General features: G+C 41.8%; 32 protein-coding genes. All 32 read left to right on the forward strand.

Annotated elements, in window-relative coordinates:
• Positions 1 to 50 precede the first annotated feature (50 nt).
• The 32 genes from AMS66_RS08115 (at position 51) to AMS66_RS32895 (ending at position 18,954) form a co-directional block, all read left to right on the forward strand.
• Complete coding sequence (locus AMS66_RS08115; protein WP_053780312.1) at positions 51 to 377, forward strand: DUF962 domain-containing protein; 327 nt, start codon at positions 51 to 53, stop codon at positions 375 to 377.
• A 42-nt stretch (positions 378 to 419) separates the two neighbouring features.
• Complete coding sequence (locus tag AMS66_RS08120) at positions 420 to 1,133, forward strand: AAA family ATPase (RefSeq protein ID WP_053780313.1); 714 nt, start codon at positions 420 to 422, stop codon at positions 1,131 to 1,133.
• Between the two features lie 34 nt (positions 1,134 to 1,167).
• Entirely contained in the window at positions 1,168 to 1,653 is a 486-nt protein-coding gene (locus AMS66_RS08125; protein WP_053780314.1) for a DinB family protein, read from the forward strand.
• On the forward strand, positions 1,650 to 2,138 hold the full coding sequence (locus tag AMS66_RS08130) for a cysteine hydrolase family protein (RefSeq protein ID WP_053780315.1): 489 nt from the start codon (positions 1,650 to 1,652) through the stop codon (positions 2,136 to 2,138). The genes AMS66_RS08125 and AMS66_RS08130 overlap by 4 nt, the downstream gene beginning before the upstream one ends.
• A 204-nt stretch (positions 2,139 to 2,342) precedes the next feature.
• Positions 2,343 to 2,858: a GNAT family N-acetyltransferase gene (locus AMS66_RS08135; protein ID WP_053780316.1), complete on the forward strand. Its 516-nt coding sequence runs from the start codon at positions 2,343 to 2,345 to the stop codon at positions 2,856 to 2,858.
• A 115-nt stretch (positions 2,859 to 2,973) separates the two neighbouring features.
• Entirely contained in the window at positions 2,974 to 3,300 is a 327-nt protein-coding gene (locus AMS66_RS08140) for a hypothetical protein (protein ID WP_144424445.1), read from the forward strand.
• Positions 3,301 to 3,384: 84 nt separating this feature from the next.
• Complete coding sequence (locus AMS66_RS08145) at positions 3,385 to 3,846, forward strand: NUDIX domain-containing protein (protein ID WP_053780318.1); 462 nt, start codon at positions 3,385 to 3,387, stop codon at positions 3,844 to 3,846.
• 102 nt (positions 3,847 to 3,948) lie between these two features.
• Positions 3,949 to 5,046: a GNAT family N-acetyltransferase gene (locus tag AMS66_RS08150; RefSeq protein WP_053780319.1), complete on the forward strand. Its 1,098-nt coding sequence runs from the start codon at positions 3,949 to 3,951 to the stop codon at positions 5,044 to 5,046.
• A 91-nt stretch (positions 5,047 to 5,137) separates the two neighbouring features.
• Positions 5,138 to 5,641 (forward strand): DUF4188 domain-containing protein, encoded by a 504-nt coding sequence (locus tag AMS66_RS08155; protein WP_053780320.1) that lies wholly within the window; start codon positions 5,138 to 5,140, stop codon positions 5,639 to 5,641.
• A 55-nt stretch (positions 5,642 to 5,696) separates the two neighbouring features.
• Positions 5,697 to 6,206, forward strand: coding sequence for a hypothetical protein (locus AMS66_RS08160; RefSeq protein WP_053780321.1), 510 nt, complete (start codon positions 5,697 to 5,699; stop codon positions 6,204 to 6,206).
• A gap of 187 nt (positions 6,207 to 6,393) precedes the next feature.
• A complete protein-coding gene (locus AMS66_RS08165; protein ID WP_053780322.1) occupies positions 6,394 to 6,840 on the forward strand; it encodes a LytTR family DNA-binding domain-containing protein in 447 nt (148 codons plus the stop codon).
• Positions 6,837 to 7,247 carry a hypothetical protein gene (locus AMS66_RS08170; RefSeq protein ID WP_053780323.1) on the forward strand — a complete coding sequence of 137 codons (411 nt, stop codon included), beginning with the start codon at positions 6,837 to 6,839 and terminating at the stop codon, positions 7,245 to 7,247. Before AMS66_RS08165 ends, AMS66_RS08170 begins: the two co-directional genes overlap by 4 nt.
• A 15-nt stretch (positions 7,248 to 7,262) precedes the next feature.
• Positions 7,263 to 7,664: a hypothetical protein gene (locus AMS66_RS08175; RefSeq protein ID WP_053780324.1), complete on the forward strand. Its 402-nt coding sequence runs from the start codon at positions 7,263 to 7,265 to the stop codon at positions 7,662 to 7,664.
• Positions 7,665 to 7,696: 32 nt separating this feature from the next.
• The gene (locus tag AMS66_RS08180; protein WP_407944531.1) at positions 7,697 to 8,053 is read left to right on the forward strand and encodes an immunity protein Imm33 domain-containing protein; all 357 of its coding nucleotides are present in this window, start codon (positions 7,697 to 7,699) and stop codon (positions 8,051 to 8,053) included.
• A 55-nt stretch (positions 8,054 to 8,108) separates the two neighbouring features.
• Positions 8,109 to 8,468 carry a hypothetical protein gene (locus tag AMS66_RS08185; RefSeq protein ID WP_053780325.1) on the forward strand — a complete coding sequence of 120 codons (360 nt, stop codon included), beginning with the start codon at positions 8,109 to 8,111 and terminating at the stop codon, positions 8,466 to 8,468.
• A 240-nt stretch (positions 8,469 to 8,708) separates the two neighbouring features.
• Entirely contained in the window at positions 8,709 to 9,386 is a 678-nt protein-coding gene (locus AMS66_RS08190; protein WP_053780326.1) for an HAD family hydrolase, read from the forward strand.
• Positions 9,383 to 9,895, forward strand: a complete 513-nt coding sequence (locus tag AMS66_RS08195; RefSeq protein WP_053780327.1) for a hypothetical protein — start codon at positions 9,383 to 9,385, stop codon at positions 9,893 to 9,895. Before AMS66_RS08190 ends, AMS66_RS08195 begins: the two co-directional genes overlap by 4 nt.
• 38 nt (positions 9,896 to 9,933) lie before the next feature.
• On the forward strand, positions 9,934 to 10,782 hold the full coding sequence (locus AMS66_RS08200) for an adenylyl-sulfate kinase (protein WP_053780328.1): 849 nt from the start codon (positions 9,934 to 9,936) through the stop codon (positions 10,780 to 10,782).
• Between the two features lie 60 nt (positions 10,783 to 10,842).
• Positions 10,843 to 11,028 carry a hypothetical protein gene (locus AMS66_RS08205; RefSeq protein WP_053780329.1) on the forward strand — a complete coding sequence of 62 codons (186 nt, stop codon included), beginning with the start codon at positions 10,843 to 10,845 and terminating at the stop codon, positions 11,026 to 11,028.
• Between the two features lie 114 nt (positions 11,029 to 11,142).
• Positions 11,143 to 11,709, forward strand: a complete 567-nt coding sequence (locus tag AMS66_RS08210; RefSeq protein ID WP_053780330.1) for a histidine phosphatase family protein — start codon at positions 11,143 to 11,145, stop codon at positions 11,707 to 11,709.
• Positions 11,710 to 11,746: 37 nt separating this feature from the next.
• Positions 11,747 to 12,259 (forward strand): nucleoside deaminase, encoded by a 513-nt coding sequence (locus tag AMS66_RS08215; protein ID WP_053780331.1) that lies wholly within the window; start codon positions 11,747 to 11,749, stop codon positions 12,257 to 12,259.
• Positions 12,256 to 12,633, forward strand: coding sequence for a MerR family transcriptional regulator (locus tag AMS66_RS08220; protein WP_053780332.1), 378 nt, complete (start codon positions 12,256 to 12,258; stop codon positions 12,631 to 12,633). Before AMS66_RS08215 ends, AMS66_RS08220 begins: the two co-directional genes overlap by 4 nt.
• Before the next feature lie 45 nt (positions 12,634 to 12,678).
• Positions 12,679 to 13,275: a GNAT family N-acetyltransferase gene (locus AMS66_RS08225; protein WP_082350614.1), complete on the forward strand. Its 597-nt coding sequence runs from the start codon at positions 12,679 to 12,681 to the stop codon at positions 13,273 to 13,275.
• Positions 13,275 to 14,168, forward strand: a complete 894-nt coding sequence (locus AMS66_RS08230) for a PhzF family phenazine biosynthesis protein (protein ID WP_053780333.1) — start codon at positions 13,275 to 13,277, stop codon at positions 14,166 to 14,168. Before AMS66_RS08225 ends, AMS66_RS08230 begins: the two co-directional genes overlap by 1 nt.
• Positions 14,169 to 14,194: 26 nt before the next feature.
• Entirely contained in the window at positions 14,195 to 14,986 is a 792-nt protein-coding gene (locus AMS66_RS08235) for an aminoglycoside adenylyltransferase domain-containing protein (RefSeq protein WP_053780334.1), read from the forward strand.
• An 85-nt stretch (positions 14,987 to 15,071) separates the two neighbouring features.
• Positions 15,072 to 15,404 carry a cytidine/deoxycytidylate deaminase family protein gene (locus AMS66_RS08240; protein WP_144424446.1) on the forward strand — a complete coding sequence of 111 codons (333 nt, stop codon included), beginning with the start codon at positions 15,072 to 15,074 and terminating at the stop codon, positions 15,402 to 15,404.
• A gap of 6 nt (positions 15,405 to 15,410) precedes the next feature.
• Positions 15,411 to 15,866 carry a GNAT family N-acetyltransferase gene (locus AMS66_RS08245; RefSeq protein ID WP_053780336.1) on the forward strand — a complete coding sequence of 152 codons (456 nt, stop codon included), beginning with the start codon at positions 15,411 to 15,413 and terminating at the stop codon, positions 15,864 to 15,866.
• A gap of 65 nt (positions 15,867 to 15,931) precedes the next feature.
• The gene (locus AMS66_RS08250; RefSeq protein WP_053780545.1) at positions 15,932 to 16,729 is read left to right on the forward strand and encodes an inositol monophosphatase family protein; all 798 of its coding nucleotides are present in this window, start codon (positions 15,932 to 15,934) and stop codon (positions 16,727 to 16,729) included.
• Complete coding sequence (locus tag AMS66_RS08255) at positions 16,729 to 17,580, forward strand: GNAT family N-acetyltransferase (protein WP_053780337.1); 852 nt, start codon at positions 16,729 to 16,731, stop codon at positions 17,578 to 17,580. Before AMS66_RS08250 ends, AMS66_RS08255 begins: the two co-directional genes overlap by 1 nt.
• A gap of 29 nt (positions 17,581 to 17,609) precedes the next feature.
• Positions 17,610 to 18,212, forward strand: coding sequence for an HD domain-containing protein (locus AMS66_RS08260; protein ID WP_053780338.1), 603 nt, complete (start codon positions 17,610 to 17,612; stop codon positions 18,210 to 18,212).
• 30 nt (positions 18,213 to 18,242) lie between these two features.
• Positions 18,243 to 18,575, forward strand: a complete 333-nt coding sequence (locus tag AMS66_RS08265) for an HIT domain-containing protein (protein WP_053780339.1) — start codon at positions 18,243 to 18,245, stop codon at positions 18,573 to 18,575.
• A gap of 220 nt (positions 18,576 to 18,795) precedes the next feature.
• Complete coding sequence (locus AMS66_RS32895; RefSeq protein WP_173405199.1) at positions 18,796 to 18,954, forward strand: hypothetical protein; 159 nt, start codon at positions 18,796 to 18,798, stop codon at positions 18,952 to 18,954.
• The last annotated feature ends 106 nt before the right edge of the window (positions 18,955 to 19,060 follow it).

Consider the following 19,060-nt stretch of genomic DNA (forward strand, 5'->3'; position numbering starts at 1 on the left):
TGAAAAAGGAGCCATGATCACATTTTAAGGTGAAATGAGTGTGTGACCGCATGTTGAATCGTGTTCGCAAAGATTTGCGTTATTATCTTCAGGAACATCAGAATCGGAACAACCTCATCTTGCATTATTTCGCATTTTTATCGGCGTTTATGGCCTGGATTTTCTTGTTCATTAATATCAAAATCATGCTGGTTCTGGCACTTATCCATTACGCCCTGTCCTGGATTGGGCACTTCTATTACGAAGGCAACAAACCGGCGGCATTCCGATATCCGCATATCGGTTTTTATGCCGGGTTCACCTGGTTTTTTATCAAGACCATTGAAATCATCACCCGCAAAGAAATCATCCATCCGTGGATCAACCAACAGGACTGAAAATAGCAGGAGTCCAACGTTTATAAGAATAGGAGTGTGTCTATGTATCTTCGAAGTGTGGAGTTACTGTCTGCTAAAGTCGAAAATTCGGATCAATATCCGTTTCACATACCGTCCATACAGTCATTGGAACGATTGGAATTTAACAATAACATTACTTTTTTTGTTGGTGAAAATGGATCGGGCAAATCCACACTGCTGGAAGGCATCGCTCATCAATGTGGATTTAACACAGCTGGGGGCGGGAAGAATAATGCATTTGAGATTGATGCTGCTGAATCGTCATTAGGGGACTATTTGCGTCTATCCTGGTTGCCCAAAATTACGAATGGTTTCTTCATGCGCTCGGAGTCCTTCTATCAATTTGCATCGCATGTAGATGAGTTGGGGCCGGAGTCGCTCAGGTATTATGGTGGGCGTTCGTTGCATGAACAATCCCATGGGGAGTCTTTTCTCAATCTGTTTGTGAACCGATTTAATTCCAAAGGCATCTATCTGCTCGATGAGCCCGAAGCCGCCTTATCTCCAGCCCGTCAACTCTCCTTGTTGCGCATTCTTCATGATTTGTCAGACAATTCCCAATTTATTATCGCGACACATTCGCCGATTCTTTTAGGTTATCCGGGGGCGTGCATTCTAAGTTTTGACGATGGTGGAATTCAGGAAGTGGAGTATGAGGATACAGATCATTATCAGATCACCCGCAGTTTCTTGGAGAACCGCGACCGGATGCTGAACGAGTTGTTCAAGGACTAATTTTTTCACTTTGAAAGGAGGAAGGAAGCCGAACATGAGTACCAAATTGGTATTGTTGGATCAACTGGCTGCCTGTCATCATGACAAGAGCTGGTTTATGCCGCTGGATGAGATGTTACGCAATGTAACCGCTTCTCAGGCGTTATGGCTGAATGATGAGGGGCAATCAATCTGGGGGTTGGTGAATCATCTGACTTTCTGGAATGAAACCTGGTTGGAGCGTTTTATCGAGGGTGAAGTGGGTTTGGATAATAACATAAATAATGATGAGACGTTTATCGTTAACCCATCCCAGGTAAGTGAAGAAGATTGGCAGAAAAGTATTGAACGTATTGGAGCAACATTTATTCGCTGGATACAGGCAGTAAGGGATAGTGATGATGCAAAACTGGGGATGACCATACCATCGTACTTCAATGCCCCATGGTGGAATGTGATATCCAATGTGTGTATTCATAATGCATATCATATTGGACAGATCATGATGTTGAGGAAAAAAGTAAGAGGAGAGATGATATGAAAATAGGTTTTCTGATCGTGGATATGCAAGAGAGTATTGTACGGGATAAGTTAGATCAAAAAGCAATAGACCGCGCTTGTGAATATATCAATCATGTTGCAGACGTGCTTCGTTCGAGTGGCCATGTGGTAGTTCATGTACAAGACGTGGAAGGGATGGAGGATTCAAATTCTGAGGCGTATCGTATTATTTCTGAGGTTGATGTGAATGAGAAGGATCTGACGGTGACGAAGGAGAGTTCCAATGCATTCTGGCAGACAGACTTGGAGCAGATTCTGAAAAGTCAGGGTATTGAGCTGTTGATCATATCGGGATTTGCCGCCGAGGAATGTGTTCTGTTTACCTATAATGGCGCGATGGAGCGAGGATTTAGACCTGTCATGTTGCAAAATGGGATTCTAAGTACGCATTCCGAAGCAGTGATCTCAACCTATAGAGACCGGAACGTGATTTCTTATCCTGTAGTTAATTATCTAATCAAATAAGTGAGATTACTCATGGACGCGACGATGTCGTGTCCGTTTTTGGTTAAACATATCCTTTTATGATGGAAAGGATTCTTTTTCGTTTAAATTAAACTTTACCTATATTTACTGGAGTTGAAGCGATACATTAAGTGGTAAGCAGGGGCGTGATATGCAACTAAAGATGGGGAATTGTGGTTTATTAATAAAGTGAGGTGTAATGACATGAATGTACAGATCACCAGAATCGATAAAAGTCAGAAAGAATTATTTTTAAACTTGTACAACCTTTATCTGTATGATCTTTCCGAATTCTCGGGTGAGGATTTGCTAGAAGAGGGGAAGTACGATCCGACGAATACCTATCTCTATCTGGAACGGGCGGAATTACATCCGTTTTTTATTCAATATGATGGAAAGGTAATCGGATTTGTGCTGGTTTGCTCTCCTCCATATGTAGATGATGATGTTGACTATACGGTACAAGAGCTGTTTCTGGTCAAAAAGTATCGTGGACAAGGATTAGCGGCTCAGGCGGTTGATCTGGTGTTTGCACAATTTCAGGGCAGATTCAAAGTGGAGCAACTGGCTAATAACCGATCAGCTGTTTCATTCTGGAAAAAATACTATGAACAACATCACATTGAATATGTAGAGTCTGAGTATAGCATTGAAATTGAAAACATCGCTGGCAGCCATCGGATTCTGTCTCAAACCTTTGGACGTGCAAGAGCGGATTAGATTTATGTAATTGTAGATAGGAAGGATGATTAATTTGTTTGTTATAGTTGCTTCAAAAGGCAGGTTCGAGTGGATTTCAGGAATATTTCAAGCAGAAGAGGTAGCGTTACATTACATGGAACAAATCCACGAAGAGCTGAAAGAATACCAAAGTTTAATTCACGTAGAGGGCATGAGTTATCCTTTTTATATTATAGAGAGTCAGGGGTATTTTCAGTTTCTAACTAAAGATGAAGTGATTGGACTTTTCAATCATACGGACGTGTCAGAAGACGAAGATGAGGTGCACTTCAATATCTATACGGTTGATTCCGATTACAGACCGAAGAAGCCGGGCACAGACTATATGGGCATGCTTCATCATGATCATGTGACCAATGAATTTATTGCGAAGTACAAAGAAGAAGGAACTGAGATTCTGGTCAAAAGAAGGATCTTTTAGATATTCGCATTTACCAATACATGGGTTATGATGAATTCAAAGGGTTACTAGAGGGAAGCAAGCCATTAGAGAGGAGCATGATGAATGACAAGCCGCATTTTCGTTACGGGCGGAGCTATTATTCGTGATCATATGGGAAGAATTCTACTGCAAAAAAGATCTGATTATGGCGATTGGGGATTACCAGGTGGTGGTATGGAGCCCGGTGAGAGTATTGAAGAAACCATGATTAGAGAAGTAAAAGAAGAAACGGGTCTTGACGTGAGTTCATATGAACTGGCATCCATCTACACAGGTGAGAAAATGAAATATACATATCCGGATGGCAACGAGGTTGTATTTGTAATGTTCCTGTTTAACGTCACCGCGGAGTTGGGTGGGAAACTTGATAATGATCAAACAACCCTTTTATTTGAAGATGAACAGAATGAATCGCTACAGCTTGTTTTTAAAAGTCTAAATGAAATTGATATTTCCACAATCAACAAGGTACAGAAGCCTGTATTTATAGATTTGAAGCAAGGGAAACTTACAATCTTGCGTTAAGCCTTAGCAGAGCTAACGAAAAGAAGATTTTGAGAGCCAATAGGACATATAGTTTATGAGTAAGTAAGTTAAATACCCATTTTAATTAAAAGGAGTCCTTACATGCCTTGGCCCATGGTTCATTTTGTAATCGCCTCTGAATTATTATCTGATCCAACCCCTGAATTTATAGTGGGAAGTCTTGCACCTGACTCCAGTCATGTGAGAACTAATGAAAGAGCCGAAAAGGCAAAAACTCATCTCATGCCAGAGGCAGGAAGATTTGCAACAGACGAAGAGCTCAGGGCATTTTTCAATTCCAACCAGAAGCATGCGCTTAGTGATCCTAAGTTCATGCAATATTTGTGCGGATATATCGCCCATGTATATACGGATCGTGTATGGACTTTCGAGATTTATCCCGCATATGAGGAATACCCCAATGGAAGAAATATTTATACGCAGGATGTTACGAAGCTGGAATTTATGATTTTGAGAAAAGGGTCTGATGGCCATGATTTATTGAGTAAGCTGGAAGCAGGTAAAGCTTTTGACTTAGATGGGCTGCTGGAGCAAGAGGTTTATCAGTATAGAAAAGAAAAAGTAGACTTTTTAAATAACCTTGAAAATGAGCCCTTAGGTGATTTGAGCATATTATCTATGGAAGCTATAGAAGAGTTTATTCACACAACGGCCCAAAGACTTAGACAACTGTTTGCAAAGTGGGAGGTATTCTACATGGAAAAACGGATTAGCCTGGCCCCATATAATGAGAAGTACAACCAAGACTTGGCTAATTTTGTACTAAGTGATGAACAGGTTCAATTTACTGCAATGCCTGCGGAAGTGATTGAGGAGGCATGGCAAAATCCGAACAAATATCCGGTAGTGATTTTAAATGATGAGACTCCAGTTGGTTTTTTCATATTACATAAAAATTCTGAATACGTAGAGGAAAGAGATACTTCCCGTACAATACTGGTACGTGCGTTATCCATTACGTTAGAACATCAGGGGAACGGGTATGCATTGGCTGCGATGAGGGAACTGCCTACACTGGTTAAGCAGCTTGATCCAAAGATCAATGAAATTATTTTAGCTGTGAATGAGGGGAATATTGCGGCACAAAAGCTTTATTTGAAAGCAGGTTTTCTGGATATGGGCGAGCGGAAAATGGGCATTCATGGTCTTCAGTTGATTTTGCAATATAGAATGGAGTAGGGCCCGGGAATACGCTAATTGCCAATATCGTCAAGCACAATCCACTCCGAACGGTCGCTAAGGTACATATTTCATAAAAAGGAGGAGTAATGTGGCGAATATACACAAGGGAAGATATTCAGCTGAGATCGATGGCGAGTTTGTTGTTTTTATTATTGGAATGAGAATTAATCGCCTGTGGGCCATACATAAGTGGTTACCTGTTTTTAAATCCATGGGCCCGATGATTAAAGAACTGTACATGAACCCAGATACCGGGTTTCTGGGGACGGAATTTTTTATGAGCTGGCGTGGAGTGACTCTGCTGCAATATTGGAGATCTTATGATGAGTTGGAGAAATACGCACGCGGTGGCCTACACTTGGAGGCTTGGAAACGATTCAACAGATCCGTTGGATCGGATGGAAGCGTGGGGATTTATCATGAAACGTACAAAGCTCAATCCGGTTCATATGAGACCATATATGCGAATATGCCCAAATTCGGATTGGCTAAAGTGTCTAACCATGTTCAAGCGACAGGCAGGAAAGAAACGTCCAGACGTAGAATGGGTGGAGAGAGTGATCCGGCAGTAGAAACACCAAAGAATCCTTAACATATGACTAGTGAAGTTCGATGTAAAAATTTTGCGAGTAGAGAGGAGCATGTTATTGAAAGTTAAAGTCAAGCTAGAAGATTTGGGTTCTGAGCAGCTTAGCTGGCTATGCGTCCAACCGATGTTGATCTCCGTTCGTGGTAAAGATGTTGCAGCAAAAGTAGAGGTATATCGGCAATTACATGAAGGACAACAAGCGATATTTTTGTTCTATTCCTATCATAACCATACCAAGAGCTTGGCGGAATTTTATTGGTTTTCGGCGTACAACATTATTGACATGAAGAGCTGGAATGGAATTAAGAACGGGATGCGCTATTTTAATCAAAATGAAATGGTAACTCTGCTGGATGACATTGAGCTTTTGATTACAGATAAAAATAAAGTTGGAGACACGTGGCGTGAGGTTCTGCCCACGGATTTGGAGAAAGACCCGATCCTGCTGCAAAGAACGGAAGAACTATACGTTAAATATCGAGCCGTGGCTCAGGAAGCTATTTTACACATGAATGAAATAATTCGGCAAAATCAGGAGATGTATCTGGAGAATAGTTCGGTAACCTGATTCCAGATGAAAGTCTGAAAGAGAGACATGAAGGGCTACTCTTGAATGAGTAGTCCTTTTTTTCGTGTCTGTACGCTGAAAAATCAGTACCGATGTAACAAACCTGCAATTTCATGCAACAAAACGCAATACTGTGGGTTTGTTGTGGCTTTGCTTGTAATATGAGTTGTGAGAGGAGGGACCAAGTGTGAAAGTCATTTTTGAAGAAGATATGTCAATGGAAAAAAGCATGGCTAAAGTCGTAACCCATCCTGATGAGAAGTCGCATTGGAACAGTATTCAAGAAGCGATCTGCCAGTCTGAAACAAAACTTGTTGTCATCAATGCGAAGAACAATCGTAATGTGCAGATTGAGTTGAGTTCGGTGGTCGCGATTGAATCAGAGGATCGATTGTGCTGTGTGCGTGTCATTACAGGCGAAAGGTACTTGCTCAACAAACGTCTGAAGTTTGTGGAAGAGAATATGGGGGCATCCCAGTTGGTGAAAATCAATAATCAAACCATCATTAACACAAGGCATATTAGTGAATTCTCGTCAACAGACCATGCTAGGATCAAGGTTGATCTGAACGATGGCTCCAGTTACTTTGTCAGCCGATTCTATATTAAAAACTTTAGGGGGAAATTATTATGATTAATCAGCTTAAGCATTCATTTTTTCAAGTGTTTACGGTAACTTCGTTGTGGGTGACCTTGTTATTGACACTATTCTCTAATGGTCAGTCCTTTGAAATGGGTTACCTGTGGAATATTGCCGGGATTTCAGCTATTGCCGCTATACTGTTTGGCGTAATGTACAATGCACTGTGGAACTACTTTACGATGAAACCCGTGTGGAATATCATCATTTCTTCCACATTTAATATTGCAGGAGGAATGGCGATCGTATGGTTGTTTTCTACAGACATGTTCCTATTGATTGCTCCCTGGTTCCCTGGAATGTGGGTCTTATCCATCGTACTGCACATTATTGGTTTTTATTTCTATGCTAAAATAGATAGCAGGAAAAAAGCGGAAGAATTAAACAATATTCTGAAGTAAGCAAGGGGAACGAATATGAACGAAGAAGAGATTCTAGAGTTGTACGGTTTAGATCCAGATACCAGACACAGGCAGAAAATCAGGGAATTGTTGCAGCAGGAAATCGAGAATCAAGAAGCAGTGGATCATGAGTATCTCAAAACCTTATGTATTATGTTATTCTGCATCGGAAATGTAGAGGACACTGGGCTGGTCTGGAAGGCAAAACACAAGAATCAGGATACGGGCAGTTATATTGATGTGCAGCTTCTGTGTGGTGCCGGTTATGAGAAGACAGTGACTTATCTGGAGCAGAATCTCGAGGACTCAGCGGGAGAGCAGTTGAACTATCTTAGACAGTGTGAGCCATATGACTTTGTTGATTTTTCCAAAGAGGAATGGGTCTCTAATTATAAACAGTACTACGAACTACCTTAGTCATATCCAACATGTGAGAAATGAGATGATCAATGATGACAAATGCTGCTTCCATCCAGGAACAGATGCAGATGTGCGAGAAATATAGCGCCGACTATGTACCCAGTGAACTGTACCATAAGATAGGAATCGCCTGGAACGTCAAGGGAAATTTGGAACCGATCCACGGAATGCGTATTCAGCCCGAGGAAGATACAACCGGATGGTATATTTGGGCAGAAAAGTACTCGGATGCAGATGATTTTTTTGTACCTTTACATGTAACACACATCGATGACTGGGACCCAAAAATTAAGAAGTACCTTGGACTTGCGCCGGGATGGAGGTTTGTGATTGCAGAAGATTATGAGGATGTATGGTTTGACGAACAGTTGCTTAACAGGTCATAAGCAGAGCAAGCAAAGCAACCAATGAGTTAAATGGAACTTTGAAAGGAGTCATACAATGGTAAGTACGCATGATAACAAAGCAGCTAATTATAGAGCAAATGGGATAAGTAAATTAACCATAGCTATTAGTGTTGTAGTTATCATAATTGTGATTCTGGCTTTTACCAATCCATCCAGAACAGATTTCTTTAAATGGCTGGAAAGCGAATATGCTATACATGTTTCCTACGACATCAATGCAGGAAAGACGTATACACAGATCACGAACGGCCAGGAAAAGAGTCTTATTTTTAGAAGCGGACATATACAGCATGTGGGGATCTATACGACGTATGATGAGCTTTTTACGGATGCAGAAGGCAATGATATCAACATTAAAGCCCTTGGTATAATGAACATTTTTTTTAAAAGATAATAGGTTTCTGTTCCAACTATAGGATCGGTAGGGGGTTCCGACATACCACGCTTTTGTATGATGCAAATATGCAGAGCAGCGTGGTTTTTGTGTTGAGCAGAATCCGTAAGGAGGGGGAGGATTACGTTATTTGGTTCATTCGAAAATTCCACATTATGGGTTATGATGTACCTACAGAGAAAATTTAACATACATAGGAAGTTTTTTGGGGATTGAGATTATTCCAGTGGGAGGAATAGAATGAAAGCCATTTTTCTTGATTTCTATGGGACAGTTGTTCATGAAGATGATGATATTCTTCCAGTGATTTATAAACAAGTTCAGGCGACAGCGCAGGTTGAATGTACAACGGATGAGATCGGAGCATATTGGTGGAAGGCTTTTTCAACGTTGTTTTATGCAAGCCACGGCAGTCAGTTTACCACGCAAAGAATGCTGAATGTGCAATCTCTGGCAGAAACGCTTCTCCATTTCAAATCGGATCTACAAGCTGAGTCTCTTAATCAGGAACAGTTGGCACATTGGCGTAACCCTGGCATATTTGCTGATTCAATTCCCTTTCTTCATTCTCTTGAAGTTCCGGTATATATCCTTTCCAATATCGATACTGATGACGTGAAAGCCGCAATGAAGGCACATAACATTGAAGTGACCGGAGTAATTACCAGCGAGGATGTTCGATCTTATAAGCCAAGGTCAGAGATGTTTGATGAAGCGATCAAGAGGTATGGTTTGCAGCGAGATGAGGTGATCCATATAGGGGATTCTCTGATCAGTGATGTACAAGGAGCGCAAAATGCGGGGATTAAGGCTATCTGGTTGAATCGAAAAGGAAAACTCAAACCGCAACAGATTACACCGGATTATGAGTGCAAAGATCTTGGCGAAGTTGTGCATATGTTGGAGGCTTGGATATGAAAAAGTTAACCGTGTTGTCGTTATTATTTCTGTTCTTAATTGCCTGTCAGGATAAAACAACCCATGAAGCTGTGCAGAAACCAACGATTCCAGTGACGGAAAGCGTTACGGATGAAGTAATCGAGCAGAAGGACGACGAATCAGAAGCACCCAAAGAAGACAAAGGCATTCCTCCTGTCTATCTTGATGAAACGAAGTATACAGGTGATGAACTGGAAATCGTCAAACTGATGAACGTTCGCATGCGTTATATATGGGAAGAGGATGAGAAGGGCTATATGAGCCTTTTTGATCCACAATCGCCAGTCTCAGGCATGCCAGTATCAAAAGTTCGCAAGGTGATCTCAATGAGCAAGATCAAGATTCGAGAGCAAAAGAAGCTCTATGAGGCGCTTGTAATGGTTACTGAATTAAGAGAGAACGGGGAAGAGTTCGGCCCTAGCATGGTGTTTTGGAAAAAGAAAGCAGATGGCGATGCTGCGAAATGGATTTTTGCAGACATCGATTAACAACAACTGAATGAAATGAAGTTAAGGGTGATGAAATCATGACAAAACAATTGATACTTATTGAGGGATTACCGGGTTCAGGAAAGTCGACGATTGCCAAGATCGTTTCAGAGATTCTGACTGAGCAAGGCAAAAAGGTGCAACTCATCCAGGAAGGGAACCTGGATCACCCTGCTGATTATGATGGTGTGGCCTTTTATTCTGCGGAAGAGTTCAGGTCTTTGGTGGATGCTCACGAGGCATGTAAACATATATTGGAGAGCAGAGCTGCAGTCTATGAGGAGGGTTTCCTGATTCCGTATGGCAAAATGAAAGAGGAATTTGGAGTGGATTTTCCTGATCATGTGGTGCAGGAGATATTTTGCAAAGATATTTACGAACTACCTTTTGAACAAAATGTGAAGCTGATCACCGAAAAATGGCGGAGTTTTACCGAAAGCGTGATAAGTGCGGAGGATAATTCCATCACCATATTCGAATGTTGTTTCATTCAAAATCCACTGACCATAGGTATGGTGAAATACAATCAATCCAGAGAAGAAAACGTGCAATATGTTCTGGAATTGGAGCGCATCGTTCAACCATTGAATCCGCTCCTAATCTATATTCATCAGGAGGATCTTGCACATACCTTTGACAAAGCAATCCAGGAAAGACCCAAGGAATGGTCCGATGGATTCATACAATACTACACAAATCAAGGATGGGGACTCGCGAAAGGATATCATGGTGTTGAAGGCACGATGAAGGTTCTTCAGGCAAGAAAAGAGTTGGAGACCGAGATTTATCAGTTACTGAAGATGGACAAACATTGGCTGGACAATTCGGAATATAACCGCGCTGTTTGCCAGGAGGAACTGGATAAGATCCTGAAAATTTCACTTTGAAATACTAAAGTACAAGATTTCTTCGCACGGTAATACAATACATAACGGAGGTTTATTTTCATGTTATTTCTCGAGGCAACACTAATCGTCATTACCGCTCTATTGTTCATCGTAGGTGTAAGGAGCAAACGCAAAACATTGGTCAGATGGGGCATAGGGAGTTTAACTTTGTTAATTGTACTTTTTATCCCATCGTTTGTTAACGGATTTGTGGATGGGTTTTCCTCTGGCTGGTCGGCAAAGTAAACCTAGATACATTCAAAAGGTATGGAGGTCTATCCGGTGTTTTTGAAAAAGGATCTGTGCAATCTGCATGATAAAGAAGGCATTAAGCATTACGTTCAGAAATAGGAGGAGCCTATGGATATCACATTTATTCGTCATGGTCATGCTGAACATTTGCTTAATTATCCTCATCAGCTAAACCAGTTTCATCCTGGGCTTACTGAGCGGGGAAAGAGGCAGGCGAATGAATTGCAAAAGCAGATTAAAATCTTACCGGAAGACAGAATTTTGGTGAGTCCTACGAAACGAACGATAGAAACGGCAGTCCTCTTAACCTCAAGCGATAAACTGATAGTCTGTCCACTCGTTGGCCCGAGAATGTTCCCTCAAAATCCGGAGTTCCCCGTTCTGCGCTGTGATCAGATCTATTCGAAGGACGAATTAAATGCTCAGTATACGGGGTTGCGAATTCTTGATTTTGAGCTTGATTGCTGGTTGGATGGGATTAATCGAATGGAAGAACGTCTATTTGAGGCTTATGCTGGACAGCTAATTCAATGGTGCAGGGAGCAGAGCGGGAGTATTTTTATCATTTCACATGATGGTACGATAACAAGTTATAGAGCTTTTCTTGGAGAGCAGGGGTTAACCCGAAGTGACTTTCTAGGCGAAGCAGGGCATTACACGATTAGAGATCTCTAATATAGAAGGTCAATATCTAAACTAAGGGGGATTTTTCGTGAGATTATCGGATTATGAATATTTGGTTTTGGCTCTGAAAGAGGCAGATCAGGCGCTAATAGAAGGGACCTATCCGATTGGAGCGATAATTGTGGATGTGGACGGGAATGTCGTGAGTAAAGGAAGAAACCGAGTATTCTCCGAATGTGATCCCACCGCACACGCTGAAGTCGATGCTATTCGTCAGGCAGGGCAACATTTGCTGGATGTAAGTAAGAAGCGATACACGAAGAATGACCTGAGCCTCTACTCCACCTGTGAACCTTGTCCCATGTGTTCATGCACCATATTAATGTCCGGGATCAAAAAGATCGTATGGGCAGCGGATGATGAAGGTTATGGCGGGCTTAGACGTTTTAAAGAGGGCCCTCATTTTATCCATCTGTTCGACACACTTTCCTGTGTTGCAGCACCATATCTTGATTTGGAAAATAGACAGCGAGCGTTGCTTGCCCAATGGAATATTGGTAGAGGTTTGCTTAATACAGAGTGGGAGACTCCCAAACAATGAAATCCATTCCCATCTCCATTTTACTAGCCAGTGTCATTTTGGGAATATCGTTCATAGTTGGTTGCCTGTTGCTATCAAATCAGGGGAGATCTAGTGAATCGACTCAGGCAGTGGAGCAGGCTGTGCCGAACAATAAAAAAACATTAATGACGATCCAAGAAACGGCGGAGTATCTGAGTATGACTAAAGAACAGGTGATGGACATTATTAAGGCCGAACAAGGAAGTTTCTCGGCATCGGGTTTCTTTGAAGGAAAAATGTTTCCTTTCATCAAGGTTCAAGATCAATTTTTGGTTAGTAGAATCGAGTTGGAATTGTGGGCTCAAGATGCATCTTCAAGTCATAGAAGATATATTAATGGGCAGATGCAATAGTCCTATGGGAACGACGGCCTAAACAAACAAAGGAGAGAATTTGAAATGGAGTTCGCGGGACAGAAGATAAGAATAACACCTGTCACAGAACAGGACCTCGACTTTATAAGCAAACTTGAATGTGATGCGAGTATATGGAGTTTCGAGGAGAACGTTGAAACGGATACTGAGAAAGTTCGCGATAGATATCGTAGTCATTTTTTCACTACGGATGAAAAACCGTATGCCTATGATTTTATTATTCGTCGTTTGGAAGATCCAGAAGGTGAACCAATTGGTCTTATCCAAATGTGGAGCTATGTGGATCATAGAAAAAGCTGGGAACTCGGATTCGCGCTGCTTCCGAATTATGTAGGGGAGGGCTACGGAAGTGAGGCTACGAATCTTTTATTAGAATTTGCATTCAACGGGTTACACGGCCATAAAGTGATAGGTATGTGCAATGCTCAGAATGTCCGATCGGCTGCGCTGATGCAGCATGTGGGTATGACACGGGAAGCCGTGTTCAAGGAAGAACTTTGGTGGAACAATCAATGGACGGATCAATATTTCTTCTCCATTTTAGAAAAAGAGTTTAGTGAACGAAGAGGGAGAGGTTCAGATGACCAAGCTGGTTTTGTTAAGTGGAAGGTGGGTCTCTAATGAGTGAAATCACTGTATATCATTATGATGCTTTTTCGACGGTTCCTGGTAAAGGAAATCCGGCTGGAGTCGTCTTTCATGCCGATTCGCTCAGTGAAGAAGCGATGCAGCAGATTGCGCATAAAGTTGGCTTTAATGAAACGGTCTTCGTGATGAGATCCAAGTTTGCAGACGTTAGATTACGATATTTCACACCGGGTCATGAGATTAATCTGTGTGGGCATGCTACAATGGCATCCATGTTTGGGTTAAAGACTAGAGGGCTACTGGAGGATAAGCAGTCGATCACCATTGAGACTAATGTAGGCATATTGCCGATTCAGTTCCAGCAGGATGGCGATACGATCAACATTGAGATGAAACAGGATCAACCCCGTTTCATGCCATTCCAAGGTGACATAGAGAAGCTGGCAAATTCCATAAATCTAACCACGGATGATATTGATCTATCCACACCCATCGTCTATGGAACTACGGGTACCTGGACGTTATTGATACCGATTCGTAAACGGACTTCTTTCCAACAAATGAAACCGGATTCTTCTCTATTTCCTGAGATATTAGTTGAAAATCCGAAAGCTTCTTTGCATCCCTTTACGCTGGAAACCCGCGATTCAGATGCTCTAATGCATGCCAGACATTTTTCATCGCCCTTTTCGGGTACTACGGAGGATCCGGTTACGGGAACAGCATCCGGTGTGATGAGTGTCTATTATTTGGAGTATATGAATTCTGAGATGGATCAGGCTCATTTTGTTGTGGAGCAAGGGCATGAGGTTGGTAGAGATGGGAAAGTTCATGTTAGCGTGGTCAGAAATGGACAGGACATGGATGTCAGAATACGAGGAACGGCTGTTTTTGTGGAGGAAATGAAAGTGGAGTTGGATACGTAACAACGTAAATAAAGGAGTGGATTTAGGTGGATGAACAGGAGGTACTACATACAGTTACTCATTTGTTAAAAGAAGAATGTTCGGATTCCCTGGTAGGAATTTATTTGCACGGGTCCATGGCTATGGGGTGCTTCCTTCCTAATCAAAGCGATATCGATATTCTGGTGGTATGCCGGGAGCAGCTGTCTGCTGATACCTATCGAAGGATTGCGAAGAGATTGATGCACACCGAAGATGAAATGCACATTGTCACAGGATTTGAACTTAGTATTGTTTTGGAGTCTACGGTTGCTAAACTGACGTTTCCTACTCCATTTGAATTTCATTACTCCGCGTATCACCGGGAAAAGTATAGAACTGATGATCAATATCTTTGCGGTGGATACGAAGATCCAGATCTGGTAGCACACCTGGCCGTTATTGTTGACCGTGGAATTGTGCTTGTCGGCAAACCGATTAAGGAGTTATTCCAGCCCGTAAAACATGAATATATGTTGGCCTCTATTACATCTGACGTTGGTTCAGCTATGGAAGAAATAACGGAGAATCCTGTCTACTATGTTTTGAACCTAGCACGGGTGCTATTGTATGTGCAAGATTCGGTTATATACTCCAAGCGAGAAGCAGGCGAGTGGGCACTCATTCATATTTTACCGGAGTACAAAGAAGTCATCTCACAATGTCTGGCAAAGTATAACGGAGAGCTGGAAAGCGTGAATCTAAGTGATGATTTACTTCTGGATTATGCGAAGTACATGTTGGATGAAATAAAAGGTTTGGCGGAGTCTGGTTTGGAGCATGACGTGGAAAGCGATTAAGGACAAGGTTGAGCAGAGCAAAGCAAAGCTTAAAGGGCCGTTACGACACAGCATAATACAGGATCTATCAATAAAAGGAGACATCATGATGACCATAACGACAGAGGATTTGGAACTGATTGAAGCAGCAAAGAACGTAATTTCGCGTTTGTATCAGGAGGGTAAGCATCACGTCGGGGCAGCAGTACGAACTCGATCTGGAAAAATATTTACGGCGGTACATTTGGAAGCCTATATCGGTCGTGTCTCGGTATGCGCGGAAGCGATTGCCATTGGTAAAGCCATTTCGGAAGGGGAACATGAATTCGAAACGGGAAGGACACACAGGTCATCTTGCAGGGAGAAGAGGGTTATTCTAAAACAACGATTGGGAAGCTATTACCACAAAAGTATACAAGAACATAATAAGGAAAGGTAGATTGTGATGTTTGAGATTGTTGATATTCGGCAAAAGCCGGACATGCTGCAGGCAGCTGTACAATATTTTTGGAAGCAGTGGGGCTCGGAATCGAGCTATCATTTTTACCGGGATTGCATAGAGCGTTCCGTGGAAACCGAGAGTGATGTGCCCCGATTTTATGTACTGTTGGATGGCGACAGGATTGTTGGAGGATATGCTCTGTTACGGAGTGATTTGAATAGCCGGCAGGATTTGTTCCCATGGTTTGCGTGCCTTCATGTTGATTCCGAATACCGGGGCCAGAACCTAGGCGGGCAACTACAGAATCATGCGATCAATGAGGTGAAGACGAAGGGTTACGACAAGCTGTATTTATGTACGGATTTGACGGACTATTATGAAAAAAATAACTGGGCGTATATCGGTAAAGGATATTTGCTCGATGATGAAGAGACTCGGATCTATGAAATATGCATATAAAGGAAAGCTTTAATAACAAAAGAAAAAGGAAAATACGGATCCAGTAACCGAACGGAGTGATGGTCATCGAACAAACCATTCGTGTAGCCCAAGAGATTGCCGAGAGAGTCATTCGAAGAGCCGGAAAAGTTGCCAAAGATCATTTTGATCAGATCACCTGTGCAGAGGAGAAGGGCATCTTTGGCGACGTAGTTACTGAAGTAGATCATGAAGCAGAGCGGATAATATGTGATGAAATTAGCATTCGTTTTCCCGATCATGAAATCCATAGTGAAGAGCGGGGACATAACGGACAGAAGAGCGACTGGCTGTGGATGATTGATCCGCTAGACGGAACAAACAACTTTGCCATTGGTCTACCGATATTTTCCGTTTCCATTACATTAATGTATCGTTCAGAACCTGTTCTCGGGGTTATTTACGAACCTCTGGTGGATCGTTTGTTTGTGGCATCACGTGGGAATGGGGCAAGTTGTAATCTGAACCCCATGAAAGTTCAAAAGAAAGAGCAGATTCATAAAGGGACCATTGGCTGGATTCAGGGGCATCAGGTGCAAAATGAGGAGAAGGCTGTACGGCTACGTCAACATCTGGATGTTTGCTTCAAACGAATGATGCGATTATGGGCTCCAACCTTACAGTGGTGCATGTTAGCTAAGGGGGATACTGACGGCATTGTGCTCTATAATTCGGAAGGAGACGATTTGTATTCAGGCATATTAATGGTGAAAGAAGCAGGTGCCATTGTTATGGATTTTGAAGGTATTCCCTTTGAAGGTATGAATTCAGAGCCATATCTGATTGCATGTCACCCGGATCATCGTGATTATTTCCTGAATGTCGTTCGGGAGGGAATGAACTGATGATTAGCGAACTTAAGAAGCATGAATTCTATAAGGTGATGCACTGCACAGACTTTAACAGCAATATTGAGGTGAAGGCTGTGGCATCTGGGGTGAATCCTGGCCGAATCTACGTTGATGATGCAGCGAATATCACAGCAGCGTTAATTTGGGTGAAGGGACAAAGTGGTTTTCAGTTGATTGGAGACGCCCGAAGTGAACCCTTCCTGAACGAATTGGAAGAGTTCATGAAAGAACACATAGAACCTGAATTATTAAGATTAAATATCCATACAGTCGAAGTAGGTGTTGTGGATAAAAGCTGGGAAGATGTGCTTCATCATATGGCCGCGAATAAAGAGGTCCATAGCGATATTCAGCATGTATTCACAATGGATTCAACCGAAGGAATGACTGAATATCGAAGTCATCAAGCAATTCATGAAGGGTATGCTTCTCAGAATGAGGTCGTCAGGCTTCTCAGATTAGACGAGACATTACTGAAAGTTGGAAAGTTCAACAATCTATCTTTTCTGAAGGATAAAGTCTCGCGATTTTGGGATAACATGGATGATTTCTTGGAACATGGCTTTGGATACATTGCAGTACACAACGAGGATATCGCGAGTGTTTGCTTTTCGGCGTTTATATCAGATCAGTGGCATGCAATTGATATTGAAACTATCGAAGCCTACAAGAAAAATAATTATGGAAAATGGGTAGCGCGGGCATTTGTAGAAGAATGCAGGAATAAAGGTATCCAGCCGTATTGGGACTGCTCCCCAGATAATGCAGGTTCAATCCGTTTGGCAGAGGGTGTGGGTATGTCACTGAACTTTGATTACAGAGTTTACTGGTACAATCTCTCTTGAAGGATTTGAAAAAAAACACTGTGAGGAGAATGGTTGTGAACGATTCATTGCAGGAACAGATTCAATTTCTTATTGAAATCGATAAACTGAAAACGATTGAACGGAAAACGAGAATCATCCATGGCGACAGACTCGAAAATGATGCGGAGCATTCCTGGCATCTGGCGATGATGGCCTTGATTTTACAGAGTCATTCCAACAAAGAGGTGGATCTTCTCAAAGTCATTAAAATGCTTCTTGTTCATGACCTCGTTGAGATTGATGCCGGAGATACATTTGCCTACGATACGGTAGGGCATACGGATAAATATGACCGCGAGATCAAGGCTGCCCATCGATTGTTCGGGATATTGCCTGAGGAGCAGGCCCAAGAATTGTTGAACCTGTGGCTGGAGTTCGAGGCAAAGGAGACCAATGAAGCGCAATTTGCCTCGTCGATGGATCGGTTGCAGCCGTTGATCCACAATCATCAGAATGAGGGAGATACGTGGCAGAAATACAATATTACAAGTGAACAGGTGTTAAACAGAAATCGTGAAATTGCGAACGGCTCCGAAACATTGTGGACGTACGCACAGCAAATTATCCAAGATTCCGTAGACAATGGGATTTTGACAAAATCCAAGTCATAAGGATATCTAAGGAATGAAAGGAGGACTGTGATGACACAGGATTTTTATTGTGATGAAGTGCTTAGTGGTAATACCAAAGTAAATATCGTCATGGAAACAGACAAAGTACTGGCCTATCATCATACCCGACCATACTACAAACATCATATTGTTGTTATTCCAAAGATCCATATCCAATCGTTCATTTCACAGGAAGAAGATAATAATGATGAACTATTACTGGAAATTATGCGCGTTATCAAAAAGGTTGCTGCGGACAGGGTTCTCCAGACAGGTTCTTCCAAAATCGTAACGAACCTGGGTACTTACCAGGATTCGAAGCATCAACACTGGCATGTGGTAAGCGGTGAACGTATTCAATAAAATAAGTCTTGAGTAAAGTCTTCCAGCCGGATGCCCGTGGGAAGATTTTTTATTTTTAATTATTAGAATTCAGCCTATCAAGAATGAGGAATTTGATTGAAGAAAGTAAAGGAAGGTAAAATATGCTAAAATAGGTTAGCGAAATAATAAATTGGTATATTTATAAATCATGATGATCATATGAATTTTGAATTCATTACGGTGATAAAAAGGAGGAAGTATGATGAGTTTTTCATTCATTTCGACATTTGCAGTTTTATTTAATTTGGTGTTATTCGGATTGGGCGTATATGCTCTTATTTTATTTATCAAACTTGCGAAACGTGGGATTCAGGCGCTGGACATTTATTTATATGAGAAACGAGGAGAACGGTTCTAACCTGTAGAAATATCACTCAACAATAGAATTATCATTTTTCTCTCAGTGTTTTATTGTTGCTCTATTGATATGATTAACTCATCATTCAACTAAAGAGAGGGTAATT

The organism is Paenibacillus xylanivorans (assembly GCF_001280595.1).
Lineage (GTDB): Bacteria > Bacillota > Bacilli > Paenibacillales > Paenibacillaceae > Paenibacillus > Paenibacillus xylanivorans.